Origin of the sequence: Lentzea rhizosphaerae (genome assembly GCF_042649515.1) — a bacterium.
Taxonomy (GTDB): domain Bacteria; phylum Actinomycetota; class Actinomycetes; order Mycobacteriales; family Pseudonocardiaceae; genus Lentzea; species Lentzea aerocolonigenes.
This window is the reverse complement of sequence record NZ_JBHRZI010000057.1, coordinates 327289-350967: the sequence shown is the minus strand read 5'-3', so window position 1 is coordinate 350967 and position 23679 is coordinate 327289. Positions and strand designations below refer to the sequence as shown.

Annotated in this window: 24 protein-coding genes; 18 read left to right on the top strand and 6 right to left on the bottom strand. The window is 69.0% G+C overall.

Annotated features, from left to right (window positions below; all coding sequences use genetic code 11):
• Window positions 1-9: 9 nt before the first annotated feature.
• The gene (hpt, locus tag ACFOWZ_RS46235) at window positions 10-558 is read left to right on the top strand and encodes a hypoxanthine phosphoribosyltransferase (protein ID WP_030472607.1); all 549 of its coding nucleotides are present in this window, start codon (window positions 10-12) and stop codon (window positions 556-558) included.
• Window positions 559-664: 106 nt separating this feature from the next.
• Here the strand turns inward: hpt and ACFOWZ_RS46230 are convergent, their stop codons facing one another.
• The gene (locus tag ACFOWZ_RS46230; protein WP_382380780.1) at window positions 665-2365 is read right to left on the bottom strand and encodes a substrate-binding domain-containing protein; all 1701 of its coding nucleotides are present in this window, start codon (window positions 2363-2365) and stop codon (window positions 665-667) included.
• A gap of 327 nt (window positions 2366-2692) precedes the next feature.
• On the opposite strand from ACFOWZ_RS46230, the gene ftsH reads away from it, so the two are divergent.
• The 7 genes from ftsH to ACFOWZ_RS46195 are packed head-to-tail and all read left to right on the top strand — an operon-like array spanning window position 2693 to window position 9165.
• Window positions 2693-4879, top strand: coding sequence for an ATP-dependent zinc metalloprotease FtsH (gene ftsH / locus ACFOWZ_RS46225; protein WP_035913308.1), 2187 nt, complete (start codon window positions 2693-2695; stop codon window positions 4877-4879).
• Window positions 4876-5523, top strand: a complete 648-nt coding sequence (folE, locus tag ACFOWZ_RS46220) for a GTP cyclohydrolase I FolE (protein WP_382380776.1) — start codon at window positions 4876-4878, stop codon at window positions 5521-5523. The genes ftsH and folE overlap by 4 nt, the downstream gene beginning before the upstream one ends.
• A 32-nt stretch (window positions 5524-5555) precedes the next feature.
• Complete coding sequence (gene folP, locus ACFOWZ_RS46215) at window positions 5556-6341, top strand: dihydropteroate synthase (RefSeq protein WP_382381318.1); 786 nt, start codon at window positions 5556-5558, stop codon at window positions 6339-6341.
• On the top strand, window positions 6334-6726 hold the full coding sequence (folB, locus tag ACFOWZ_RS46210) for a dihydroneopterin aldolase (RefSeq protein ID WP_382380774.1): 393 nt from the start codon (window positions 6334-6336) through the stop codon (window positions 6724-6726). The genes folP and folB overlap by 8 nt, the downstream gene beginning before the upstream one ends.
• Window positions 6723-7217 (top strand): 2-amino-4-hydroxy-6-hydroxymethyldihydropteridine diphosphokinase, encoded by a 495-nt coding sequence (gene folK, locus ACFOWZ_RS46205; RefSeq protein WP_382380772.1) that lies wholly within the window; start codon window positions 6723-6725, stop codon window positions 7215-7217. The genes folB and folK overlap by 4 nt, the downstream gene beginning before the upstream one ends.
• Entirely contained in the window at window positions 7214-7666 is a 453-nt protein-coding gene (locus ACFOWZ_RS46200) for a DUF3180 domain-containing protein (RefSeq protein WP_382380770.1), read from the top strand. Before folK ends, ACFOWZ_RS46200 begins: the two co-directional genes overlap by 4 nt.
• Window positions 7667-7716: 50 nt before the next feature.
• A complete protein-coding gene (locus ACFOWZ_RS46195) occupies window positions 7717-9165 on the top strand; it encodes a DUF6779 domain-containing protein (RefSeq protein ID WP_382380768.1) in 1449 nt (482 codons plus the stop codon).
• A gap of 2 nt (window positions 9166-9167) precedes the next feature.
• Here the strand turns inward: ACFOWZ_RS46195 and ACFOWZ_RS46190 are convergent, their stop codons facing one another.
• The 3 genes from ACFOWZ_RS46190 to ACFOWZ_RS46180 all read right to left on the bottom strand — a co-directional run bounded on the left by ACFOWZ_RS46190 (window position 9168) and on the right by ACFOWZ_RS46180 (window position 12444).
• Window positions 9168-10247, bottom strand: a complete 1080-nt coding sequence (locus tag ACFOWZ_RS46190; protein WP_382380766.1) for an NADH-quinone oxidoreductase subunit D — start codon at window positions 10245-10247, stop codon at window positions 9168-9170.
• An 841-nt stretch (window positions 10248-11088) separates the two neighbouring features.
• Window positions 11089-11511 carry a DUF1203 domain-containing protein gene (locus ACFOWZ_RS46185; protein ID WP_382380764.1) on the bottom strand — a complete coding sequence of 141 codons (423 nt, stop codon included), beginning with the start codon at window positions 11509-11511 and terminating at the stop codon, window positions 11089-11091.
• 18 nt (window positions 11512-11529) lie between these two features.
• On the bottom strand, window positions 11530-12444 hold the full coding sequence (locus ACFOWZ_RS46180; protein ID WP_382380762.1) for an SAM-dependent methyltransferase: 915 nt from the start codon (window positions 12442-12444) through the stop codon (window positions 11530-11532).
• Window positions 12445-12564: 120 nt separating this feature from the next.
• Here ACFOWZ_RS46180 and ACFOWZ_RS46175 point away from each other — a divergent pair, with 120 nt between their 5' ends.
• The 5 genes from ACFOWZ_RS46175 (at window position 12565) to ACFOWZ_RS46155 (ending at window position 16837) form a co-directional block, all read left to right on the top strand.
• Window positions 12565-13668: a PrsW family intramembrane metalloprotease gene (locus tag ACFOWZ_RS46175; RefSeq protein WP_382381316.1), complete on the top strand. Its 1104-nt coding sequence runs from the start codon at window positions 12565-12567 to the stop codon at window positions 13666-13668.
• A gap of 102 nt (window positions 13669-13770) precedes the next feature.
• Window positions 13771-14661 carry a Rossmann-like and DUF2520 domain-containing protein gene (locus ACFOWZ_RS46170; protein ID WP_382380760.1) on the top strand — a complete coding sequence of 297 codons (891 nt, stop codon included), beginning with the start codon at window positions 13771-13773 and terminating at the stop codon, window positions 14659-14661.
• Between the two features lies 1 nt (window position 14662).
• Window positions 14663-15553 (top strand): pantoate--beta-alanine ligase, encoded by an 891-nt coding sequence (gene panC / locus ACFOWZ_RS46165; RefSeq protein WP_382380758.1) that lies wholly within the window; start codon window positions 14663-14665, stop codon window positions 15551-15553.
• A gap of 10 nt (window positions 15554-15563) precedes the next feature.
• Window positions 15564-16034, top strand: coding sequence for an aspartate 1-decarboxylase (panD, locus tag ACFOWZ_RS46160; RefSeq protein ID WP_030471054.1), 471 nt, complete (start codon window positions 15564-15566; stop codon window positions 16032-16034).
• An 11-nt stretch (window positions 16035-16045) separates the two neighbouring features.
• A complete protein-coding gene (locus tag ACFOWZ_RS46155) occupies window positions 16046-16837 on the top strand; it encodes a type III pantothenate kinase (protein WP_030471053.1) in 792 nt (263 codons plus the stop codon).
• On the opposite strand, the gene ACFOWZ_RS46150 is transcribed toward ACFOWZ_RS46155, so the two are convergent.
• Complete coding sequence (locus ACFOWZ_RS46150) at window positions 16827-17582, bottom strand: class I SAM-dependent methyltransferase (protein WP_382380755.1); 756 nt, start codon at window positions 17580-17582, stop codon at window positions 16827-16829. The genes ACFOWZ_RS46155 and ACFOWZ_RS46150 overlap by 11 nt on opposite strands.
• 136 nt (window positions 17583-17718) lie before the next feature.
• Between ACFOWZ_RS46150 and lysS the strand changes: the two genes are divergently transcribed.
• Together lysS and ACFOWZ_RS46140 are read left to right on the top strand one after the other, a co-directional pair.
• Complete coding sequence (lysS, locus tag ACFOWZ_RS46145; RefSeq protein ID WP_382381314.1) at window positions 17719-19173, top strand: lysine--tRNA ligase; 1455 nt, start codon at window positions 17719-17721, stop codon at window positions 19171-19173.
• Window positions 19174-19288: 115 nt separating this feature from the next.
• Entirely contained in the window at window positions 19289-19636 is a 348-nt protein-coding gene (locus tag ACFOWZ_RS46140; protein ID WP_382380753.1) for a histone-like nucleoid-structuring protein Lsr2, read from the top strand.
• Window positions 19637-19781: 145 nt separating this feature from the next.
• Here ACFOWZ_RS46140 and ACFOWZ_RS46135 read toward each other — a convergent pair whose 3' ends face one another.
• Complete coding sequence (locus tag ACFOWZ_RS46135) at window positions 19782-20732, bottom strand: ABC transporter substrate-binding protein (protein WP_382380751.1); 951 nt, start codon at window positions 20730-20732, stop codon at window positions 19782-19784.
• A gap of 92 nt (window positions 20733-20824) precedes the next feature.
• Between ACFOWZ_RS46135 and ACFOWZ_RS46130 the strand changes: the two genes are divergently transcribed.
• From ACFOWZ_RS46130 to ACFOWZ_RS46120, 3 genes are read left to right on the top strand one after another with little or no spacing between them, the layout of a single operon-like run.
• On the top strand, window positions 20825-21820 hold the full coding sequence (locus ACFOWZ_RS46130) for a FecCD family ABC transporter permease (protein WP_382380749.1): 996 nt from the start codon (window positions 20825-20827) through the stop codon (window positions 21818-21820).
• The gene (locus tag ACFOWZ_RS46125; RefSeq protein WP_382380747.1) at window positions 21817-22863 is read left to right on the top strand and encodes a FecCD family ABC transporter permease; all 1047 of its coding nucleotides are present in this window, start codon (window positions 21817-21819) and stop codon (window positions 22861-22863) included. The genes ACFOWZ_RS46130 and ACFOWZ_RS46125 overlap by 4 nt, the downstream gene beginning before the upstream one ends.
• On the top strand, window positions 22860-23663 hold the full coding sequence (locus ACFOWZ_RS46120; protein ID WP_382380745.1) for an ABC transporter ATP-binding protein: 804 nt from the start codon (window positions 22860-22862) through the stop codon (window positions 23661-23663). Before ACFOWZ_RS46125 ends, ACFOWZ_RS46120 begins: the two co-directional genes overlap by 4 nt.
• The last annotated feature ends 16 nt before the right edge of the window (window positions 23664-23679 follow it).

The following is a 23679-nucleotide window of genomic DNA, read 5'->3' as shown; positions in this document are numbered from 1 at the left end:
GACCTGTCCGTGTACGACGGCGACATCGCATCCGTGCTCATCACCGAGCAGGAGATCAGCGACAAGGTCACCGAGCTCGCCAAGCAGGTCGCGGATGATCACCCAGAAGGTGACTCCGACCTCGTGCTGATCACCGTGCTCAAGGGCGCTGTGATGTTCATGGCCGACCTCGCCCGTGCGCTGCCCGTTCCGGTGCAGCTCGAGTTCATGGCCGTTTCGTCCTACGGCTCCTCCACGTCGTCTTCTGGCGTGGTGCGGATCCTGAAGGACCTGGACCGCGACATCGCCGACCGCAACGTGGTGATCGTCGAGGACATCATCGACTCGGGCCTGACGCTGTCGTGGCTGCTCAAGAACCTGCAGTCGCGCAGGCCGCGCTCGCTCGAGGTGTGCACGCTGCTGCGCAAGCCCGACGCGGTGAAGGTCGAGGTGCCGGTGAAGTACGTCGGCTTCGACATCCCCAACGAGTTCGTCGTCGGCTACGGCCTCGACTACGCCGAGCGGTACCGGGACCTGCCGTACATCGGCACGCTGGACCCGAAGGTCTACTCCAGCTGAGTTGTCCACAGATCTGCGAACGGTCGTTTCCGCAGGTCAAAGAGCAATAGAATGGCCAAGGGGCCGTCCCCCCGGGAGGGTGGGGGCTGCCCCTTGGCCGTTTCGATCAGCAGTTCGGGCGGCACCGCCGCTGCGACACCGCGTCCAGCAGCACGCCGCGGATGTCCTCCGGGTTCTTCGCCTGGTACGCCTTGCCGCCGGTGGCAGCCGAGATGGAGCGCAGCGCGTCCATGTCGACCTCGTCACCGAGGCCGACCATGATGATCGGCACCGGCTTGGCGGGGTCGGCCTCCCGCTTCAGGGTCTCGATCAACGCGTTCGTGTCGATCGACGAGCCGGTGTCGTCGTTGCGGCCGTCGGTCATCAGCACGACCGAGTTGACCTTCGACGCGTCGTACCCGGCCAGCACGTGCCGGAACGCGGCCAGGGTCGTGTCGTTCAGCGCCGTGCCGCCGCCGACCAGGCCCGGCAGCTGCGACGCGCCGGCCTCCAGACGCTTGCGGCGGGTCACGCCTGCGATGGGCTCGCCGAGCGGGCCGATCGGGACGAGCTCGATCCAGTCGTTCGGCGGCTTCTTGTTCGTCGAGAACGCCCACAGGCCGATCTGCGTGGTGTCCGGCAGCATCGACAGCGCGGTCATGGACGCCTCGGTGGCGGACTCGACGCGGGTCTTGCCGTTGCCGCTCTTCTCGATCATCGAGCCGGAGACGTCGATGACGGTCAGCATGCGCATGTCCAGGCTGATGGCGCCCCACGTGCGCAGCAGCTCGGACACCTGGTCCGCGGACGGGGTCTCGATCAGCTTCACGTCGCCGGCCTGCACGCCCTCGACGTCGGTCGACCACTTGGCGGGCGCGGCGCCCTGGACGGTGCGGAAGCCCGCCTCGCCGAAGCGCTTGGACGTCTCGGCCGAGCGCAGGGCCTTCTCGAACTCCGCGGCGGCCTCGCCGATGCCCTCCGGCTCGTTCGGGCGGGAGACCCGGACCAGCGGGTAGTCGAAGGAGAGCGTGCCCTCCTTGGGCGGGGCGCCCAGGACGGCGTTGTCCTTGGCCGCGCGGTTGTTGGCGACGACGGACTGCTCGGTGGCGGCGAACAGCGGTGCCTTCGCCGCGTCCGTGCTGACCTTGCCGAACGAGTCGCGCACCGACGGCACGGCGCTGCGGCCCACGCGCAGCAGGGTGCCGACCAGCTCGGGCTTGGGCGTTCCGTCCGCGTTGCCGAGCAGCGTCCTGATCACGAACAGCGCGGCGAGACCCTCCGAGGTCATCGTCGGGTCGCTCATCGAGACCTGGACCTTGGGGTCGACGACCTTGGACCAGGAGACGGGCGAGACCGGGAAGCCGATCTTGGACATCGCCGACTCCGAGCCCGCCATCACGAGCGGACTGGACGCCAGCGACGGCTTGATGTCCAGCTTCGGGGCCTCCGGACCGGTCTCGGCGGCCTGGCGCTGGGCCTCGGCCGCCCACATCGACGAGTCGGGGATCCACAGCGAATGGGGGTTGATCTGCGCGGTGGGGAGCTCGTTCGCCACGTCGGCTGCGTTGCGCGACTCGACCTGGACCTGAACGCACCGGCCGTTCACGACCGGTTGTGACCGCTGGTAGTCCTGTGCCGCCGCGTTCACCACGTCTAACGCGGCGGGGGTGACGGCGACCTTCAACGGAAGTGCGCCTGAGCAGTCGGCACCGCTGGTGACACGCAGTGCCACGACCGTGACGCCCGCCGCCGCGACCACTCCGAGCAGGGCTGCCACGGGGACGGCCACCCGCCGGAACAATCCGGGGGACGTGTGACGTGCTGACATACAGTTACATACCTTCGGTCACGTGTTCACTCTTTCGAGTGGCGGGGGAACACTCGGGGGACGAATGAGGATGACATGTGACCCCCAAACGTAATGAGATGGCGTGACCTGCGTCACTCGTCTGGACGGCCGTATTTGTTCCGGATGAACCAAACTGCGTGAACGTGCGTGGCAGGGGTCACCCGCGGGAACCCGGAACCGCCCCCGGCCGTTGGTTGCTCAGTACCCGACCAGCGGGCGGTAGGCTGGTCGGACGCGGTATGTGGGTCTTCCACTGCCCGACGCGCAAGTCAGGGAGGGTCGAGGCCGCCCGCCGGCCGTAAGTGCATGGACCGCAAGCGCCTGCTTCGCAACCCGCTGCTGTGGATCGCTGCGGTGTTGCTGCTCTACTTCGTCTTCACCGTGCTCTTCGACGACTCACGGGGTTACCACCAGGTCAAGACCTCTCAGGCACTCCAGCAAGTGCGGGAGGGCAACGTCAAGGAAGCCACGATCGAGGACAAGGAGCAGCGTCTCCGACTCACCCTCGTCGACGGCAAGAACTTCGAGGGCAGCAACCGCCTGATCACGCAGTTCCCGGCCAGCTCGACGGACGAGATCTTCAACGTCCTCGACCAGGCCTCCAACAAGCCGGTCGTCGAGACCAAGGTCAGCCAGGAGTCCATCCTGATGCAGATCTTGATCTACCTCGTGCCGCTCGGCCTGTTGCTGCTGCTGCTCATGTGGATGATGAACAACGCCCAGGGCGGCGGCAACCGCGTCCTGAACTTCGGCAAGTCCAAGGCCAAGCAGCTCTCCAAGGACATGCCCAAGACGACGTTCGCCGACGTCGCGGGTGCCGAGGAGGCCGTCGAGGAGCTCGAGGAGATCAAGGACTTCCTCCAGAACCCCGGCCGCTACCAGGCGCTCGGCGCCAAGATCCCCAAGGGCGTGCTGCTGTACGGCCCGCCGGGAACCGGTAAGACGCTGCTCGCCCGAGCAGTCGCCGGTGAGGCGGGCGTGCCGTTCTACTCGATCTCCGGTTCGGACTTCGTCGAGATGTTCGTCGGTGTCGGTGCCTCCCGCGTGCGTGACCTGTTCGAGCAGGCCAAGCAGAACGCGCCGTGCATCATCTTCGTCGACGAGATCGACGCGGTGGGCCGCCACCGCGGTGCCGGTCTCGGCGGCGGTCACGACGAGCGCGAGCAGACGCTGAACCAGCTGCTCGTCGAGATGGACGGCTTCGACTCGCGCGGCGGGATCATCCTGATCGCGGCCACGAACCGTCCCGACATCCTCGACCCCGCCCTGCTGCGTCCCGGCCGCTTCGACCGCCAGATCCCGGTCTCCGCGCCGGACCTGAAGGGCCGCAAGCAGATCCTGCGGGTGCACTCGAAGGGCAAGCCGCTCGCCGCGGACGCCGACCTCGACGGCCTCGCGAAGCGCACCGTCGGGTTCTCCGGCGCCGACCTCGCGAACGTCATCAACGAGGCCGCACTGCTCACCGCCCGCCAGAACGGCCACGTCATCACGGCCGGTGCGCTGGAGGAGTCGGTGGACCGCGTGATCGGCGGTCCGGCCCGCAAGAGCCGGATCATCTCCGAGAAGGAGAAGAAGATCACCGCGTACCACGAGGCCGGGCACGCCCTGGCCGCGTGGGCGATGCCGGACATCGACCCGGTCTACAAGGTCACGATCCTCGCCCGCGGCCGCACCGGCGGCCACACCCTCTCGGTGCCAGAAGAGGACAAGGACCTGATGACCAGGTCCGAGATGATCGCGCGACTGGTGTTCGCACTGGGTGGCCGTTCCGCGGAGGAGCTCGTCTTCCACGAGCCCACGACCGGTGCGTCCAACGACATCGAGCAGGCGACCAAGATCGCCCGCGCGATGGTCACCGAGTACGGCATGAGCGCGCGGCTGGGTGCCGTGAAGTACGGCCAGGAGCAGGGCGAGCCGTTCCTCGGCCGCTCGGCCGGTCGTCAGGCGGACTACTCGCTCGAGGTCGCGCACGAGATCGACGAGGAGGTGCGCAAGCTCATCGAGGCGGCGCACACCGAGGCGTACGAGGTGCTGGTCACCTACCGCGACGTCCTCGACGACCTCACGCTCGAGCTCATCGAGAAGGAGACCCTGCACCAGAAGGAACTGGAGCGGATCTTCGCCCGCGTCGAGAAGCGGCCGCGCATCACCCAGTTCAACGACTTCGGTGACCGCACGCCGTCCGACATCCCGCCGGTCAAGACCCCCGGCGAGCTCGCCAAGGAACGCGGCGAGCCGTGGCCGCCCGTCGTCGAGGACACCCTGGACGACGAGCCGGACCAGCCGGCGCCCGCGGCCGCGGAGCCGACCGAGGAGCTGCCGTCGCCGAACGGGTCGAACGGTGTGCACCAGCCGGGTCAGCCGGTGAACCAGGCGGGTCCGCCGAACTACGGCGCCCCGCCCGGATGGACCCCGGCGACCGTGCCCGGCGGCAAGCCGCACAACGTCTGGGAGCCGAAGAAGCAGCAGCCAGACCAGGACGAGCGGCAGTGACAGAGCAACACCAGCTCGACGCAGACGCCGGCCTCACCCGCAACGGGGAGGCCGGCGTCTCCGCGCGGCGGGCCTTCGACCAGGCCCGCGCCGAGGCAGCGGTGCGCGAGTTGTTGATCGCGTGCGGTGAGGATCCGGAGCGCGAAGGCCTGCGCGAGACACCCGCACGGGTGGCGCGGGCCTACCGGGAGTTGTTCGCCGGTCTCTACACCGACGCGGACAGCGTGCTCGCGAAGACGTTCGACGAGAGCCACGAGGAGCTCGTCCTCGTCACGGACATCCCGATGTTCAGCTTCTGCGAGCACCACCTGCTGCCGTTCCACGGCGTCGCGCACGTCGGGTACATCCCGAACGAGCACGGCCGCGTGACGGGCCTGTCGAAGCTCGCGCGGCTGGTCGACCTGTACTCGAAGCGGCCGCAGGTGCAGGAGCGCCTGACGTCCCAGGTCGCGGACGCGCTGGTGCGCAGGCTGGAACCGCGCGGCGTGATCGTGGTCGTCGAGGCCGAGCACCTGTGCATGGGCATGCGCGGCGTGCGCAAGCCCGGTTCCCGCACGACGACCTCCGCGGTGCGCGGGCTGCTGCGCACGTCGGCGTCCTCGCGGGCGGAGGCGATCGAGCTGATCAGAGGCCGGACCCGGTGACAGGTCTGCCGAAGCCCGGCCGCTGCGTCGTGATGGGCGTGCTGAACGTGACGCCCGACTCGTTCTCCGACGGCGGTCGCTACCTCGACCGCCGGGAGGCCGTGCAGCACGGCGTCGAGATGCACCAGCGCGGCGCCGACCTGATCGACGTGGGCGGCGAGTCGACGCGGCCCGGCGCCCAGCGCGTCGAGCCCGCCGAGGAGATCGCCCGCGTGGTGCCCGTCATCCGCGCGTTGGTCGCCGAGGGCGTGCCGGTCAGCGTCGACACGATGCGCGCGGCCGTCGCGTCGGCGGCGTTGGAGGCCGGCGCGTCGATCGTGAACGATGTGTCCGGTGGTCTGGCGGACCCGGAGATGGCTTCGGTGGTGGCCGCTGCCGGCGTGCCGTACGTGCTGATGCACTGGCGTGGGCACAGCACGGAGATGGACTCTCTCGCGCAGTACGACGACGTCGTGGTGGACGTGCGCTCCGAACTGCTGGAGCGCGTCGAGGCAGCGATGGCCGCGGGTGTCGCGGAGTCGTCGATCGTGCTCGACCCGGGACTGGGCTTCGCGAAGCTCGGCGACCACAACTGGGAGCTGTTGCAGCGCCTGGACGAGCTGGTCGAGCTGGGCTTCCCGGTGCTGGTGGGAGCGTCGCGCAAACGCTTCCTCGGCACGTTGCTCGGCAACCGTCCACCGGACGGCAGGGAGGACGCGACCGCGGCGGTGTCTGCTTTGGCGGCGTTCAACGGAGCGTGGGGTGTGCGGGTGCACGACGTCGACCGGACCTTGGACGCGGTCGCCGTCGCCGGGGCGTGGAGGCGGGGACATGGCTGACCGGATCGCGTTGACGGGCCTGAGGGTTCGCGGCAACCACGGGGTCTTCGAGCACGAGAAGCGCGACGGGCAGGAGTTCGTCGTCGACATCACGCTGTGGCTGGACCTGAGCTCGGCTTCGAAGACGGACGACCTGACGCAGACCGTCCACTACGGCGAGCTCGCCGAGATGGCCGCCGGGATCATCGGCGGCGAACCGTGCGACCTGATCGAGACCGTCGCCGGCCGGATCGCCGACACGGCCATGCAGGACACGCGGCTGCACGCGGTCGAGGTGACGGTGCACAAGCCGTCCGCGCCGATCCCGCTGACCTTCGACGACGTGTCGGTGACGATCCGCCGATCGCGCAGGCTCGCCGCACCGCTGCCCAAGGAAGCCCGGTGACCCGCGCCGTTCTGTCGATCGGCTCGAACCTCGGCGACCGCCTGGCCTTCCTGCAGTCCGTGGTGGACGGGTTGAAGCCCTTCGTCGTCGCCGTGTCGCCGGTCTACGAAACGGCGGCGTGGGGCGTCGAGGACCAGCCGGACTTCCTCAACGCCGTGGTGATCGTGTCGGCTGACGACGTCGACGAGTGGGGCTGGCTGCGGCGCGGTCAGGCGTTGGAGAACGCCGCCGGACGCGTGCGGGAGAAGCGCTGGGGACCGCGCACGTTGGACGTGGACGTGGTTTCGGTGGACGGGGTGACGTCGGACCACCCGGAGCTGCTTCTGCCGCATCCTGGGGCGTTTGAGCGCGCAACAGTTCTCGTGCCGTGGCTGGACGTGGAACCGGACGCGGTGCTCGCGGGTCACGGACCCGTTGCGGCGCTGGAGTTCTCGGCCGAGGGCGTGCGGCGGCGTGACGATCTCACGCTTTCGGGTTGGATGGACTCGTGAGGTTCACCCGTCCCCGCGACCTGACGGCCGTTGCGATCATCGCCGGCCTGCTCGCACATCTGCTGCTGCGCCTGTCCTACGACTCGTTGCCGCCCATGCCCGCGCTGGCCGGGTCGACGTTGTTCGTCATCGCGGTCGTGGAGGTCGTGCTCGCGTTCTCGTTGCGCTCCAGGATCCAGCGCCGTCCTGGCGCGCGTCCGGTGCAGCCGCTGACCGCCGCCCGCGCCGTCGCGCTGGCGAAGGCGTCGTCGGTTCTGGGCGCGTTGATGTTCGGTGCCTGGACCGGGTTGCTGATCTACGTGATCCCCGTCCGCGACTCGTTCCCCGCCGCCTCGAACGACCTGGTGGCGGCTGCCGTCGGGATGATTTCGGCCGTGGCGCTCACGGCTGCGGCGCTGTGGCTCGAGCACTGTTGCAAGACGCCCACCGAGGGTTCCGGGAACGAATAGATACCCGGCCGTAGGTCTCAGTCACATAACTACGCGGTACCGTAGGGCCCATGACCGGGCGAGGCGCGTCGATCGACGACGAGCAGGAAGATCACGGTCGTGGCTCCGGGCGATTGCTGTTGGTAGCGGCACTGGCTCTTGCTCTGGTGGCCGCGGCGGTGCTCGTGCTGAGTGACAGCGCCCGAATGCTGCGCCTGGCCGTGGTGGCCGCGCTGTGGGCGGCACTGGTGGGAGCCTTCCTGGCCGCCAAGTACCGCAAGCAGGTCACCGAGCGCGACGACGAGGTGGCCGACCTCCAGTCCGTGTACGAACTGGAGCTGGAGCGCGAGGTCGCCGCGCGCCGCGAGTACGAGCTCGAGGTCGAGGCCGAGACCCGCAAGCGCATCGAGGAGGAGTCGCGCGCGGACATCGAGGCCCTGCGCGCCGACCTGCACGCGTTGCGCGACAACCTCCAGGCGTTGCTGGGCGGCGACGTCCTGGTCGAACGCGTGGCGTTGCGCGCGGAGTCGACCCGCCTGCGCTCCCTGGCCTCGGACGCGGCCCGCCTGACCGCGGGCCCCGAGAAGCGGATCATCAATGCGAAGCCCGCTGTGACCACCACGTCGTCGGTGGAGAAGCCGTCCGAGCGCACCGAGCTGATCGAACGCGTCGCGCACGAGGCCAAGGTGCAGCCGCCGCGCCGCGAGCCCGCGAGGCCGGAGCCCGCACGCCCCGAGCCGACCAGGACCTCACCCCGCCCGCAGCCCGCCGTGGTGCGCCGCGAGCCCGTGAAGGCCGCGAAGCCGGAACCGGCCCGCCAGCAGCCCAGGCCCGCCGCCGCAGGGGTGGCGGCGCGTCCAGGTGCCACTACGGGCTCGCAGCCCGTTCCGCCTGTCCAGGCGGTCCAGGCCCAGGTGCAGCGGACCGAGCGCGTGCCGAGGCCGCAGCAGCCGCCGGCCCGCACCGAAGCGGTGCAGCGCCCCGAGCAGCCCCCGAAGGCGCCCGCGGCCGTCGCGAAGGCCGTGGAGACCCGCAAGCCCGAACCGCGGTCCCGCGTGGCCGAGCGCACCGAGATGATCGACCCGAAGGCGTTGCAGGCCTCCACCGGCCGCCGGCGCACCGACGACCGCCCGGCTCCGGCCCAGGACAGCGGCTCGTGGGAGACGCTGAAGCCGGAAAGCCCGTCCGGTGGCCGCAGGCGCGCCGACGACCAGCCCTCGCGCCGCACGGCGTCCGAGGACTCCCTGGTGTCGCTGTCGCCGCCGAGCCGCCGTCCCGCCGAACAGTCGTCGACGAGGCTGCCCGCGGTCTCCCCAGGCCGACGCTCTGATGAGCCGTCGGTGTCGGGCCGCCGGGTGGCCGAGGACTCGTCCACCCGCCTGCCCGCGGTCTCGACGGGCCGCCGAGCCGCCCCGGAAGACCCGTCGGGCGCCCACGCGGACGGCAAGTCGGTCAGCGAACTGCTGGCGTCCCTGGGCGGAGGCGACGCTCCTCGCCGCCGTCGCCGCCGTGACGACTAGCCCTACTTGTCGATGTCGCCGACGATGACGGCGAAACTGCTCAGCACGGCCGGCAGGTCGTCCACCTTGGTGCCGGGCAACAGCGCTCCGAGCGCCTGAACGTTGTTGAACGACGGCGTCCGCAGCTTGAGGCGCCACGGCGTCTTCTCACCGCGCGACGACAGGTGCACCCCCGACGTGCCGAGCGGTGCCTCGACGCGCGTGTAGACCGAGCCCTCGGGAGCCTTGATGGCCTTGGGCAGCCGAACGTTCACGGGCCCCTGCGGCAGACGATCGAGGCACTGCCTCGCCAACTCGACCGACTTCTGGATCTCGTCCTGGAGACACCGCACGCGCGCCGCAGCATCGCCCCCGGTCCGCACGACGGGCGTGAAGTCCAGTTCCTTGTACGCAGGCAGCGGATCGTCGCGCCGCAGATCGAAGTCCACCCCGCTGGCCCGCCCGATCGGCCCGGTGACGCCGAACGCCAACGCGTCCTCGTGCGACAGAACCCCGAGGCCTTCCAGCTTGGTGAAGTCGATGTGCGGGATGTCCACAGTGGACAAGAAGTCGGCGGTTCTGGACGTCCAGCCCGCCGGCACGTCCTCGCGGAGGCCACCGATCCGGTTGAACATGAAGTGGATGCGGCCCCCGGAAGCCTCTTCCATCAGCGCTTGGACGCCCTCGCGGTAGGCGGCGGCCTCGGGCGCCAGCGGCGTCAGGAAAACCATGTGCGCCAACAGCCTGTTGAGCTCGCAGAGGAGAGCGCGAAGCCACTGGGCGCGTGCGGGAACGTCCATGCCGGTCATGCGCTCGACGGCCAGCGCGACAGCAAGCTCGTTGCAGAACGCGGAAAGCCAGTCGTGCCGATTGGCCAGCGTCAGCACCTGCCGGTAGTCGCGAACCTCGAAGAGCTTCTCGGCCCCGCGGTGCAGATGCCCGACGAGGGGCTCGGCAGCGGTGATCACCAGGTCCGGCGTGACCGTCAGCCGAAGACGGTAGGCGCCGTGGGCCGACGGGTGAAGTGGCCCCAGGTCGATCACGCGGTCCACGCCCAGGTACTGGGCGCCTGCTCCTACGCCGACGGTGATCTGCTCGCTCACCGGAGCATGGTTTCACGGCGCCGGGAAGCCGCTCGGACGCGGTTCGCGGCCTGGTGGGCGCCGGGGTGCTCGGGGGCTCGTCGTGGTGTTGGGGGCGCGTGCGTTGGTGGTGCGTGGGTTGGCGGTGCGGCTCGCGTGCCGACGGGCCTGGCTCGTGTCCTGGTCGGGGGTGCTGGTCGGTTTGCGCTGCCTTGGTTGGGGCATTGGTGCGGCCAACGCTCGTGGCGGGCTCGATCGATGGCGGGCGTGACGGATGGCGAGCGTGACGGATGGCGAGCGTGATGGATGGCGAGCGTGATGGATGGCGAGCGTGATGGATGGCGAGCGTGATGGATGGCGGGCCTGAGCGATGACGGACGCGATCGATGCGGCTCGTGCCTGGTGCGTGCTGGGCTGGGTCAGCGTGGCTCACACGGTGGCGGCCCGGTCGGGGTCCGCACACGCTGGCGGGTCCGCCAGGTCCCTGGCACCTTGGTCGGCCAGCCAGGTGCCTCGCACTTCGGCGGGACGACTTCAGACCGCCTCCGGTCTGTCGCTCACGAGTTCATTGCGCAGCTCAACCCGACCGCTCGCGCCTCGCCGTGCCGCTCGACCTCGGCCGCTCACGCACTCCGCCGTGTCGCTCAACCCCGCCGCTCACGCCATCGCCCAGCCGCCCAATCTCGCCGGACCGCTCACATCGCCCAGCCGCTGAACCCCAGAGCCTCGTCGAGCTGCCCGCCCCAGCCGCTGAACCCCCGCCGCCCACGCCCAGCCGCCCGCCTCAGCCGACCGGCCCAGCTGCCCGCCCCGCCCACTCGTCCCACCCACTCGCCCCAACTCACCCATCCAGGCCAGGCGATCACGCCCTCGTCACGCCGAAGTAGAAGCACCCGTGCGACAAGCTCCGAACCTGCACCGCCTCAATCGAAGGATCGTTGAACAATCCTTCGATCACACGATCGAACGATCCCGGCTCCACCACCTCCCCATCCACGATCTGACCTGCGGCGTTGTAGGAACGTAGAATCCGGGTATTGTTCAACAATTCAACAGGGAGACGATCCAACGACGGTGCCCCCGCGCACTCCACGTGCGTGAAAACCGGCCCGACCTCCGAGTAAGGCCCTTTCCCGAACGGCGGCGAGTACCGGAACAACCACACCGGCTCGTCGGCCAGCGACTTCCGCAGACAGCACCGCAAAGGCACATCTGGTTCGGACGCCCGGTACTCCCGGCCAGGATCGGACAGAGCGGCGGAAGGCAGAACGTTGTGGATTCGCATACCGCAGAACGATCGTCGTCAGACCACGGAAAAGCTGGCGGGATTCGGACGCCAGGGCGGCAACTCGGGCAGCAGGTCCGAAACAGCCACCCCGCACCCGTGCAGCAACCAGCCGAACGACCCCAGCCCGCGAGGATCACGCAGCTCGGCAACCCGCCCAGCCCGAGCAGCCGACTCCAGCCACTCCCACCCAGAGCCGGAAACCGCACCGGTCACCCCGAGAGCGGCCAGCGCATCCCGTTGTGACACCAGCACGAACGGCTCACCGGCCGCCGCCGCGCACGAGTCGAAGGCCACGTGGGCCGTGATGTCGCACGACCCGTCGAACACCGGCGGCACCTGGCGCCCGTCGCGGTACCCGGTCAGGGTGAAGCGGCGGGACGACACGAGGTGGCCGTAGTCGATCGCCAGGGCCGCGCCGCGCACCGACGACACGGCAAAGGCCCAGGCGGCGTCACGCGGGGCGCCCACCTCTGCTTGCTCACCAGGGCGCAGAGTTGGCCACCACCGGGTGATCCACGGGTCGGCAGAAGGTCCGGTCACGACGGGGCACGGGATCGAGTCGAGCCACTCGTGCCCGACCAGCAGCCCGACGCACGAAGGCACCGAAGAAGTCCAGTGAACTCCAGGCAGCTCAACGGGTGGGCCGAGTTCGACGGCCGTCACGCGCAGGCGGGAGGCCAGCGAGCCCGAGGCCAGGGAACGGACTGCGAAGGCCAGTTCGCCTCCTCCTGCGCCGACGTCCACGAAGTCCACTACCGGGGGAAATCCGAGGGCCGCGTCCACCCGCGACAACAGCTCCAGAAGCGCCGAGGCCAGTTCCGGTCCAACCAGTGGTGACGTGCGGAAGTGCGAGGAAGGCTTCTCACCGCGTGCGAAGAAGCCCGACGGGCCGTACAGGGCGGCGTGCCAAGCGGCTTCCCAGTCGAACACCGGACAAGTGTGCATCTAAGGTCATTTCCCGTGAACGACCACACGCCGACGCCACCAACGGTGCCGACGCCAACGCCAGCATCAACGCCGACGCCGGCACCGACGCCGACGAAGAAGCGCATCGAGCAGCGCCGCTGGACCGTCCTGTTCCCGGTCGTGGCGCTCATCGCGCTCGCCGCGGCGGGACTGGTGCTGTTCGCGCTCGGCACGTCGAGCATCGGCATCGAGCCGTTGCTGGTCGGGGCCGCCGCGGCGTTGATTCCCGTCGCGTTCGTGGTGAGCGCGTTCCTGTGGATCGACCGGTGGGAGCCGGAGCCCGCGAAGATGCTGCTCTTCGCGTTCGTGTGGGGTGCTTGCGGGGCGACGATCAGCTCGCTCGCGTTCAACCAGACCGCGCGTGTGCTCGGCGACCTCCTCACCAACGACGGCACGACGTTCACCGCGGTGGTCGGGGCGCCGATCGTCGAGGAGGCGACCAAGGCCGCGTTCCTGCTCGCGGTGTTCCTCCGGCGACGTCACGAGTTCGACGGGGTCGTGGACGGCATGGTCTACGCGGGCATCACGGCCGCGGGCTTCGCGTTCACCGAGAACATCTGGTACTTCGGCCGGGTCTTCCTCCAGGACGGCCTCGGCAACATGGGCGGCGGGGTGATCGCCCTGTTCGTGCTGCGCGGGGTGCTGTCGCCGTTCGCGCACCCGCTGTTCACGGCCATGACCGGGATCGGCGTCGGCATCGCGGCGAGCACCAGCAACGCCACGGTCCGGATCTTCGCGCCGATCGGCGGCTACCTCACCGCGGTCGGGCTGCACTCGCTCTGGAACTTCTCGACGACCGTCGGCACCGGGTCGGACTTCATCAACCTGTACTTCCTGATCATGGTGCCGGTGTTCGCGGGAGCGGTCGCGATCGTGGTCTGGCAGCGGCGCAGGGAGCAGCGGATCGTCGCCGGGCAACTGGCGGCGATGGCGCAGAACCGGTGGATCGCCACCAGCGAGGTGGCCCTGCTGGCCAGCCTCAACGGGCGCAGGAACTGGCTGCGGGCGGTCAAGCGCAAGTCCGGTGACTCGGCGGTCAGGGCCGTGAAGAGCTACCAGATCGCGGTCACCGAGCTGGCCTTCCTGCGGCACCGCATCGAACAGGGAACGGCGGGCCAGAGCGCCGAGCAGCGCCACGGGGTGCTGCTCGACACCCTGCACGCCGCCAGGGCCGCCGCGCGCCGGTGAGTCCCGTCACCGACCGGGCACAGGCCCGGAAGTGCGGATTACGCTCGGCGGCGTCGTCTGGTACCCGCACTTGGGACTGGAACGTCAGAAGGAGTTAGTCGCATGGACGCGACCCCACGTCCGGCCAGGCTCGCCGTCGGTGTCATCTCGGCAGGCCGGGTCGGCTCGGTGCTGGGCGCCGCGCTGGCCAGGACGGGCCACGTGGTGGTCGGCACGTCCGCCGTCTCCCAGGCCTCCCGCAACCGCGCGGAGGAGCTGCTGCCCGGTGTCCCGGTCGAGGACCCGACCGAAGTCGCCCAACGCGCCGACCTCGTGCTGCTGGCGGTGCCGGACGACGAGCTGGAAGGCCTGGTCAAGGGCCTGATCGCCACCGAAAGCCTGCGTGCGGGCCAGATCGTCGTGCACACCAGCGGCGCTCAGGGCGTCAAGGTTCTCGAACCCGCTGCCCAGCTCGGTGCGCTCACCCTCGCCCTGCACCCCGTCATGACGTTCACCGGCCGCCCCGAGGACCTCCAGCGGATGAGCTCCGCGTGTGTCGGCGTCACGGCCGCGGACGGTGACGAGGTCGCCTGGAGCGTCGGCGAGGCGCTGGTCGTGGAGATGGACGCCGAGCCGATCAGGGTCCCCGAGGCCGTCCGCCCGCTCTACCACGCGGCACTGGCCCACGGCGCGAACCACCTGATCACGCTGGTCCGCGACGCCGCCGACCTGCTCACGAACGCCGGCGTCGCCAACGCCGAACGCCTGCTCGGCCCGTTGCTGTCCGCCGCGCTCGACAACGCGCTGCGCCACGGCGACCGGGCCCTCACCGGTCCGGTCGCGCGAGGCGACACGGGTACCTTGCGCAAGCACCTCGGCGTGCTGGCCGAGCAGGCGCCCGAGACCCTGCCCAGCTACCGCGTGCTCGCCCGGCGCACCGCCGACCGGGCCGAACGCTCCGGGCTGCTCAAGCCCGACGCGGCCGACGACGTTCGCACCACTCTTGAGGACTGACGTGACCAAGCCATTGACCAAGGACGACTACCGCCCGGACGACGTCACGGTGCACCGCGACCCGCAGCGGATCAACCGCGTGGTCAGGGCGCTGCGGGGCGCCGGCCGCAACGTCGCGCTGGTGCCCACGATGGGCGCCCTGCACGCGGGCCACCGGCAGCTGATCCGCGAGGCGCAGGTCATGCAGAACACGGTGGTCGTGGTGTCGATCTTCGTGAACCCCTTGCAGTTCGGGCCGAACGAGGACCTCGCGAAGTACCCGCGGCAGTTCGAGTCCGACCTGGACATCTGCCGCGAGGAGCGCGTGGGCCTGGTCTTCGCGCCGTCCGTCGAGGACATGTACCCCGAGGGCGCGCAGGTCACCGTGCACCCCGGCCCGCTGGGCGACGACCTGGAGGGCGCGTCCCGCCCCGGTCACTTCGCCGGCGTGCTGACCGTGGTGTCGAAGCTGTTCAACATCGTGCAGCCCACGTACGCGGTGTTCGGGCAGAAGGACTACCAACAGCTGCAGCTCATCCACAAGATGGCGCGGGACCTGAACTTCCCGCTCGACGTCGTCGGCGTGCCGACCGTCCGCGAGCACGACGGCCTGGCGCTGTCGTCCCGCAACGCCTACCTGACGCCGGAGCAGCGCCACCACGCCGTGACGCTGTCGGCCGCGCTCACCGCCGGTGCACACGTGTCGTCGCAGGGCGCGGACGCGGTGCTCAAGGCCGCGCACGACGTCCTCGCGCAGGTGCCCGAGGTCGAACTCGACTACCTCGAGCTGCGCGGGGTCGACCTCGGTCCCGCACCGGAGAACGGCGACGCCAGGCTGCTCGTGGCGGCCAGGGTCGGTTCCACCCGTCTGATCGACAACATCGCGGTGTTGCTCGGCGAAGGCGACGAGTAGGGGGAATGACATGTTCCGCACGATGCTGAAGTCCAAGATCCACCGCGCCACCGTGACGCAGGCGGACCTGCACTACGTCGGCTCGGTGACGGTGGACGAGGACCTGATGGAGGCCGCCGACCTGCTGGCGGGCGAGCAGGTCGCCATCGTCGACGTCACCAACGGCGCGCGCCTGGAGACCTACGTCATCCCCGGCGAGCGCGGGTCCGGCGTGCTGGGCATCAACGGCGCGGCCGCGCACCTCGTGCACCCCGGCGACATCGTGATCCTCATCGCCTACGGGCAGATGGACGACGCCGAGTCCCGCACCTACCAGCCGCGGGTCGTCTTCGTGGACGCCGACAACAAGGTCGTCGACCTCGGTGCCGACCCCGCGCACGCCCCCGAGGGCTCCGGTCTGGTGAACGGCTCCACGAGCGCACCTTCGTCCGAGACCGTTGAGGCGACCGCGCTCGACGCGCTGATCCAAGCCGAGAACTGAGGAAACGCACAGTGCTGCTCGCCATCGACGTCGGCAACACCAACATCGTGCTCGGCCTGTACGACGGGGTCGGCGACACGGCCCCGCTCGTGCGCGACTGGCGGATGCGCACCGACGCGCGCATGACCGCCGACGAGCTCGCGCTGACCATGCGCGGCCTGCTCGGCGAGTACGCGGACAAGATCACCGGCATCTCCGCGCTGTCCACCGTGCCCGCGGTGCTGCGCGAGCTGCGGGTCATGCTCGGCCGCTACTACGACACCGTGCCGAAGGTGCTGGTGGAGCCGGGTGTGAAGACCGGCGTGCCGCTGCTCGTCGACAACCCGAAGGAGGTGGGCTCGGACCGCGTGATCAACACGCTGGCCGCGCACCACCTCTACTCGACCTCGTGCATCGTCGTCGACTTCGGCACGTCCACGAACCTCGACGTGATCTCGTCGCGCGGCGAGTTCCTCGGCGGTGCGCTGGCGCCCGGCATCGAGATCTCGGTCGACGCCCTGGCCGCGCGCGCCGCCCAGCTGCGCAAGGTCGAGCTGGTCAGGCCGCGCAACGTGATCGGCAAGAACACCGTGGAGTGCCTGCAGTCCGGCATCGTCTACGGGTTCGTCGGGCAGGTGGACGGGCTGGTGCGCAAGATCACCGAGGAGCTCCAGCAGACCGATCCCGGCCCTGTGACGGTGATCGCCACGGGCGGGCTCGCTCCACTGGTCGTCTCGGAGTCGTCGACGATCGCGCACCACGTGCCCGACCTGACCCTGCTGGGGTTGCGGCTCGTCTTCGAGCGCAACATGTCTACTCGCTGACGCGAACCGTCCGGAAGACCTCGCTGCGCAAGGGGACGTCGAACGGACCGTTCGACGTCTCCGGGCGTTCGCGCAGGAACTCGAGCATCTTGTCGTTGACCGCGGCTCGCTCCTCGTCGTCGATGACGAGCATGCGCGAGTGCGTGTTGATCCAGGCGACCGTCGCTTCCGGCGAGTCCCGGCGGTGGACGTGCGGGAACACCGCGTGCTCCGCCGGCCCGAACGACGGGTGCGCCATGACCTCCACCGGATCGTGGCGCTGCGACTCGACGCTCGTGTTGGACAGCTGTTGGAACTCCTCGAGCCACGCGACGTCCGGGTCCGTGTCCAGCCACATGGCCGCCAGCACCCCGCCGGGCCGCAGCACGCGGGCGATCTCCGGCAGTGCCTTCTCCTGGTCGAACCAGTGGAACGCGGTGCCGACGAACACGGCGTCGATGGTCTGGTCGGGGACCGGGATGTGCTCGGCGTGACCGGGCAGCGCGCGCACGTCGTGCACACGGCGCACCAGCTCGGACAGCATCTGCTCGTTGGGCTCCACGGCCGTCACGCGGTGGCCTTCCGCGACCAGGCCCGCGGTCAGCTTGCCGGTGCCGGCGGCGAGGTCGAGCACGTCCAACCGCTCGGTAGTGCCTAGTGGCTCCAGTGCCCACCGGATCGCCGCCACGGGATAGTCAGGCCGGTGTTCGGCGTAGGCCTCTGCCTGCGCGCCGAACGAGTCCGCTCGCCTCGCGTGTAGATCCATCCGTCCAACTTAGGCTGTCGCTGATCGGGCGGGGTATCCGGTTCGCTTTGACCAAACGCCGAACCGTACTCTTCTCGGCGTGAGTGAGCAGCCGAAGCAAAACCTCGTGACCAGCGAAGAAGACCTGCCAGAGCAGATGCGCGTGCGCCGGGAGAAGCGTGCGCGGCTGCTCGCTTCCGGCAAGGAGCCGTATCCCGTCGAAGTCGCGCGCACGCACACGTTGCGCGAGATTCGCGACGCGCACCCCGAACTCGAACCCGACACGCAGACCGGCGAGCTCGTCGGCGTGACCGGGCGCGTGATGTTCATGCGCAACACCGGAAAGCTGTGCTTCGCGACGTTGCGCGAAGGCGACGGCACCGAACTGCAGGCGATGCTGAGCCTCGCCGGTGTGGGGGAAGAAGCGCTTTCCGAGTGGAAGACCGACGTCGACCTCGGTGACCACGTTTTCATCCACGGCGAGGTCATCAGCTCGCGCCGCGGTGAGCTTTCCGTGATGGCCGACGCGTGGCAGCTGACGTCGAAGTCGTTGCGCCCGTTGCCGGTCGCGCACAAGGAACTCGGCGAGGAAACCCGCATTCGCCAGCGTTACGTCGACCTGATCCTGCGGCCGACCGCTCGCGACACTGTTCGGACCCGTGCGAACGTGGTTCGTTCGCTGCGCGACTCGTTCCACCGGCGCGGATTCCTCGAAGTCGAGACGCCGATGTTGCAGACGCTGCAGGGCGGTGCGAGCGCGCGTCCCTTCATCACGCACTCGAACGCGCTCGACATCGATCTGTACCTCCGCATCGCGCCCGAGCTGTACTTGAAGCGCTGCGTGGTCGGTGGCATCGAGAAGGTCTTCGAGATCAACCGCAACTTCCGCAACGAGGGCGTGGACTCGTCTCATTCGCCCGAGTTTTCGATGGTGGAGTACTACGAGGCGTACGCGACGTACGACTCGAACGCAGCACTCACCCGCGAGCTGATCCAGGAAGCCGCGGAAGCGGTGTCGGGTTCTCAGATCGTCACCTTGGCGGACGGCAGCGAGTACGACCTCTCGGGTGAATGGGCGACGCTCAGCATCTACGAGTCGTTGTCCGGAGCGGTCGGTGAGGAAATCACCCCCGAGACGCCTGCCGAGGTGCTGCGCAAGCTTTGCGACCGGCACGAACTCGAGGTCAACCCGAAGTTCGGGCACGGCAAGCTGGTCGAGGAGCTGTGGGAGCACCTGGTGTGCGACTCGCTCTACGCCCCGACGTTCGTGCGCGACTACCCGGTGGAGACGTCCCCGCTGACCAGGCAGCACCGCACCAAGCCCGGTGTCGCCGAAAAGTGGGATCTGTACATCCGCGGATTCGAACTCGGAACCGGTTACTCCGAACTGGTGGACCCGGTGATCGAACGGGAACGTCTCGAAGCGCAGGCGCGGCTCGCCGCGGCCGGTGACGTCGAGGCCATGCCGATCGATGAGGACTTTCTGCGATCACTGGAGTACGGAATGCCACCGAGTGGTGGCGTCGGAATGGGTATCGATCGGCTGCTGATGGCCCTCACCGGCCTGGGTATCCGGGAGACCATCTTGTTCCCGCTCGTTCGCCCTGAATGAGTAACTTTCCGGGATGTCGATAGGTGCAATGTGGCACCCGTGCGCTAACCTGCCTCGCAGAAGGCTTTAGTTGGCGACGCGGGTGACCGCGCATTCGGGGTCCAGGAGGATACGCATGGCGCAGAAGGTCACGGTGACCCTCGTCGACGATCTGGACGGTTCCACCGCTGAGGAGACCGTCGAGTTCGGACTGGATGGGGTCAGCTACACGATCGACCTTTCCTCGGGCAATGCGGGCAAACTGCGGGACGCTCTTGCCGACTTCGTCGGAAGTGCACGTCGTGCGGGTGGCCGCAAGCGCGTTGGGCCTGGTCGTCCTGCGAGTGTGAAGGCACGTCCGGCATCAGCGGATCGTGAGCAGAACCAGGCCATTCGCGAGTGGGCCCGCAAGCAGGGCATGAAGGTGTCGGACCGCGGCCGCATCCCGGCCGAGGTGCTCGACGCGTACCACCAGCAGGGCTGAAATTCGGTAAAACACGAAGGGGTTCCGGGAATCTTCCCGGAACCCCGAGGCGGGCCACATTGCTCGGTGCTGCGCACCTTCGCTGTGGCCCGCAGTGCTTTTCGGGGAGATCCCCGAACCTCTGGGGCGTTTTTTAGGTGACTGTTCAACTACGCGCTGGATCGACGTTGAAACCCTTCGCGAGGTCGTCCAGCATCGCGTGCGCGCCCTGAAGGCTGACCGATGAGACCCAAACGACATCGGAGATGTCCTGCTTCTGGCCCTTTAGTTGACCCCACAACGGGTTGGCCAAATATTGCTGCTTGATCTTCTCGGTTTCACCCTTGGGGTCGGTCCAGGCCGAGACGAGGATCCGTTCGGCGTCGAGCGAGGAGATCTGCTCCTGGCTGAGGTCGACGGCGATCTTGTCCGAAGTCGGCTGGCCCTGCGGCCTCGCGAGGCCCGCGTCGGCGAACAGGACGCCGCCGGGGAACGACTTCTCCGTGTAGAGCCGCACGGTCTGCTCACCGGCGACGAACCGGGCCAGTGAGATCGACGGGTTGTGGCCGGCCTTGGCGCGGATGGCGTCGCCGATCTTCTTGGCCCGCGCCTCGTAGGCGGCGATCTTCTCGTTGGCCAGCTGCTCCTTGCCCAGCGCCTTGCCGAGCAGGCGGATGTTGTCCTTCCACGTCGGCCCGGTCGTCACGCTGAACACCGTGGGGCCGATCTTGGACAGCTTGTCGTAGATCTGCTCGTGCCTGACCTTCGCGGACACGATCAGGTCAGGGCCGATCGTGGCGAGCTCCTCGAGGTTCGGGCTGGCCAGCTCGCCGACGGCCTTGGCGTTCTTCGCGTACTTGGCCGCGTCCTGCGCCAGGTAGTCCGGCAGGCCGTCGGTGCGGTAGCGGGTGTACGCGACGACCTCGGTCTCCAGTGCGAGCGCGGCGTCGACGTAGCTGCTGTCGAGCGCGGCGATCCTCTTCGGCCGGTCCTTGATCTCCGTCTTGCCCATGGCGTGCTCGATCGTCACCGGCGTCCAGCCCTGGTCGGCGGGCGCACTCGGGCTCGTCGTGGTCGCCTGACCACAGGCGGTGAGCGCGAGTAGCGCCACACTCATCAGAGCTGTTCTTCGCATCGGGGACTCCAGAGATTCGGTTAGGCTTACCTGGCTTTCCGTGAGCATAAGTCGGGCATTTGGAGGGGTGGGCGTTGGGCCGTAAGAGGTTGGTCGGCCTGCTCTTCCTGCTGCTCGCGCTGGTCGCCGTGTGTCTGGCCAGCATCGCGATCGGCTCCAAGGAGATCCCGCTGTCAGGGGTCTGGCACGGCCTCTTCACGCCGACCGGCGTCGAGGACGACGTGGTGATCCGCCAGCTGCGGATCCCGCGGACGTTGATCGGCATCGCGGTGGGCGTCGCTCTCGGCGTCGGTGGCGCGCTGATGCAGGGCCACACGCGCAACCCGCTGGCCGACCCCGGCATCCTCGGCGTCACGCACGGCGCCGCGCTCGCGGTCGTGCTCTCGATCTTCCTGCTCGGCGTCTCGTCGCTGGTCGGCTACATCTGGTTCGCGTTCGCCGGCGCGATGATCGCGAGCGTGGTGGTGTTCCTGCTCGGGTCCGCTGGGCGTGGCGGTCCGTCGCCGGTGACGCTGGCGCTGGCCGGTGCCGCGGTCTCCGCGCTGATGCACGGCCTGGTGTCCGCGATCGTGCTGCTCGACCAGCAGTCGCTCGACGCGTTCCGGTTCTGGCAGGTCGGCGCCATCGCGGGCCGCGACATGTCGGTGCTGACGCAGGTGCTGCCGTTCCTGGTCGTCGGGCTGGTCCTCGCGGCGTTCAACGCGCCGGGGCTCAACGCGTTGTCGCTGGGCGAAGACGTGGCTCGTTCGCTGGGCGTGCGGGTCGGGATGACGAGGTCGTTGGGCATCCTGGCGATCACGCTGCTGGTGGGCGGGGCTGTCGCGGCGTGCGGGCCCATCGGGTTCCTCGGCCTTGTGGTGCCGCACGTGGCGCGCGCGTTCACCGGCCCCGACTACCGCTGGTTGCTGCCGTTCTCCGCCGTGCTGGGCGCGATCCTGCTGCTGTTCGCCGACGTCGTGGGCAGGGTGGTGGCTCGTCCGTCCGAGGTGGAGGTCGGCGTGATGCTGGCGCTGCTCGGCGCGCCGTTCTTCATCTACCTGGTGCGTCGCAAGAAGCTGGTGAGGATTTGACCGCGCTCAGGGTCGGGGCGACCTCGTTCAAGCTGCGCCGGCGGCCGCTGGTGGTGGTCGCGGTGGCGCTCGTGCTGCTGGCCGTCGTCCTGGTCGTCGACATCATGATCGGCGACTTCCCGCTGACCGCCTCGCAGGTCGTCGACACCTTGCTGGGCGCAGGCACGCGCCGCGACCAGTTCGTGGTGATGGAGCTGCGGATGCCGCGAGCGCTGACGGGCCTGCTCGTCGGCGGTGCGCTCGGACTGTCGGGCGCGATCTTCCAGGCGATCGTGCGCAACCCGCTGGCGTCGCCGGACATCCTCGGCGTGACCTGGGGCGCCGGCGCCGGAGCGGTCTCGGTGATCACGTTCGCCGGGTCGCTGGGCGTGGTGACCGGCGGTGCGGCGTCGATCGGGCTGCCGCTGGCCGGGCTCGCGGGTGGTTTGGCCGCGGGCCTGCTGGTGTACGCGCTGGCGTGGCGGCAGGGCATCGAGGGCTTCCGGATGGTGCTGGTCGGCATCGGCATCACCGCGGTGGCCGGCAACTTCACGCACTACCTGCTGACCGTCGGCGACGTGCAGGACGCCGGGCGCGCGATGGTGTGGATCACCGGGTCGCTGAACGGGCGCGGGTGGGAGCACGTCGTGCCGGTCGCACTGGCGCTTGTCGTGCTGGTTCCCGTGGCGTTGATCGGTGGGCACGTGCTCGGGGCGCTGCAGTTCGGGGACGAGACTTCGCGCGGGCTCGGGGTGCGGGTCAACCTGGCACGGTCTTTCCTGATCGTGGTGGCGATCGTGCTGGCGTCTGTGGCAACGGCTGCGGCTGGACCGATCGCGTTCGTTGCGCTTGCCACGCCGCAGATCGCCTTGCGGTTGGCGGGGACCGCGCAGCCGCCGTTGTTCGGGTCCGTGGTGGTCGGCGGGGTGCTGGTCATGTTGTCGGACCTGGTGGCGCGGACGGTTTATCGGCTCGAGCTGCCGGTCGGGGTGGTCACGGCTGTGCTCGGGGCGCCCTATCTGATGTATCTGCTGGTTCGTAGCCGTCGGGAGGCTCGGGTATGAGTGTTCGGCTTGAGGCCTCTTCGTTGTGCGTCGGGTACGGGGAGCGGCTGGTCGTCGATTCGTTGGACCTGTCGATCGTTGGTGGGACCGTCACTGCCGTTATCGGGCCGAACGGGTGTGGGAAGTCGACGCTGTTGCGGGCGTTGGGGCGGTTGTTGCCTGCTCGTTCTGGGGCTGTTCTGTTGGACGGCAAGCAGATCGATCGGATGGCCACTCGGGACGTGGCTCGGGTGTTGGGGTTGCTGCCTCAGGCTCCGTCTGCTCCTGAGGGGCTGACTGTTGCCGATCTGGTGGCTCGGGGGCGCCATCCGCATCAGGCCTGGTATCGGCAGTGGTCGTCTGATGATGCTGCGGCTGTGTCTGCCGCGATGGCGATGACCGGGGTTTCGGATCTTGCCGACCGGACTGTGGACGAGTTGTCTGGTGGGCAGCGGCAGCGCGCGTGGATCTCGATGGCTCTTGCCCAGGGCACGGATCTGCTGTTGCTGGATGAGCCGACTACCTACTTGGACCTCGCGCATCAGATTGATGTGTTGGATCTGGTGCAGGAGTTGCACTCGTCCATGGGGCGGACTGTCGTGATGGTGTTGCACGACTTGAACTTGGCTGCTCGGTATGCGGACACGATCGTTGCCATGCGCGATGGGCGGATCGTGGCTCAGGGTTCGCCGGCTGAGGTGTTGACCGAGGCGATGTTGTCGGACGTGTTCGGGCTGGATGCTCGGGTTGTCGAGGATCCGGTTTCCGGGACACCGTTGGTGGTGCCGGTGGGGTCTCGGCATCGGGTGTCCGGTCCGTAGGTGGTCTTGTTGGGTG

What these genes read in the sequence shown, in the direction of transcription:
- ACFOWZ_RS46230 (WP_382380780.1), bottom strand. Translation starts at nt 2,365, where the DNA reads ATGTCAGCACGTCACACGTCCCCCGGATTGTTCCGGCGGGTGGCCGTC.
- ftsH (WP_035913308.1), top strand. Translation starts at nt 2,693, where the DNA reads ATGGACCGCAAGCGCCTGCTTCGCAACCCGCTGCTGTGGATCGCTGCG.
- folP (WP_382381318.1), top strand. Translation starts at nt 5,556, where the DNA reads ATGGGCGTGCTGAACGTGACGCCCGACTCGTTCTCCGACGGCGGTCGC.
- folB (WP_382380774.1), top strand. Translation starts at nt 6,334, where the DNA reads ATGGCTGACCGGATCGCGTTGACGGGCCTGAGGGTTCGCGGCAACCAC.
- ACFOWZ_RS46195 (WP_382380768.1), top strand. Translation starts at nt 7,717, where the DNA reads ATGACCGGGCGAGGCGCGTCGATCGACGACGAGCAGGAAGATCACGGT.
- ACFOWZ_RS46185 (WP_382380764.1), bottom strand. Translation starts at nt 11,511, where the DNA reads ATGCGAATCCACAACGTTCTGCCTTCCGCCGCTCTGTCCGATCCTGGC.
- ACFOWZ_RS46170 (WP_382380760.1), top strand. Translation starts at nt 13,771, where the DNA reads ATGGACGCGACCCCACGTCCGGCCAGGCTCGCCGTCGGTGTCATCTCG.
- panD (WP_030471054.1), top strand. Translation starts at nt 15,564, where the DNA reads ATGTTCCGCACGATGCTGAAGTCCAAGATCCACCGCGCCACCGTGACG.
- ACFOWZ_RS46150 (WP_382380755.1), bottom strand. Translation starts at nt 17,582, where the DNA reads ATGGATCTACACGCGAGGCGAGCGGACTCGTTCGGCGCGCAGGCAGAG.
- lysS (WP_382381314.1), top strand. Translation starts at nt 17,719, where the DNA reads ATGCGCGTGCGCCGGGAGAAGCGTGCGCGGCTGCTCGCTTCCGGCAAG.
- ACFOWZ_RS46140 (WP_382380753.1), top strand. Translation starts at nt 19,289, where the DNA reads ATGGCGCAGAAGGTCACGGTGACCCTCGTCGACGATCTGGACGGTTCC.
- ACFOWZ_RS46135 (WP_382380751.1), bottom strand. Translation starts at nt 20,732, where the DNA reads ATGAGTGTGGCGCTACTCGCGCTCACCGCCTGTGGTCAGGCGACCACG.
- ACFOWZ_RS46120 (WP_382380745.1), top strand. Translation starts at nt 22,860, where the DNA reads ATGAGTGTTCGGCTTGAGGCCTCTTCGTTGTGCGTCGGGTACGGGGAG.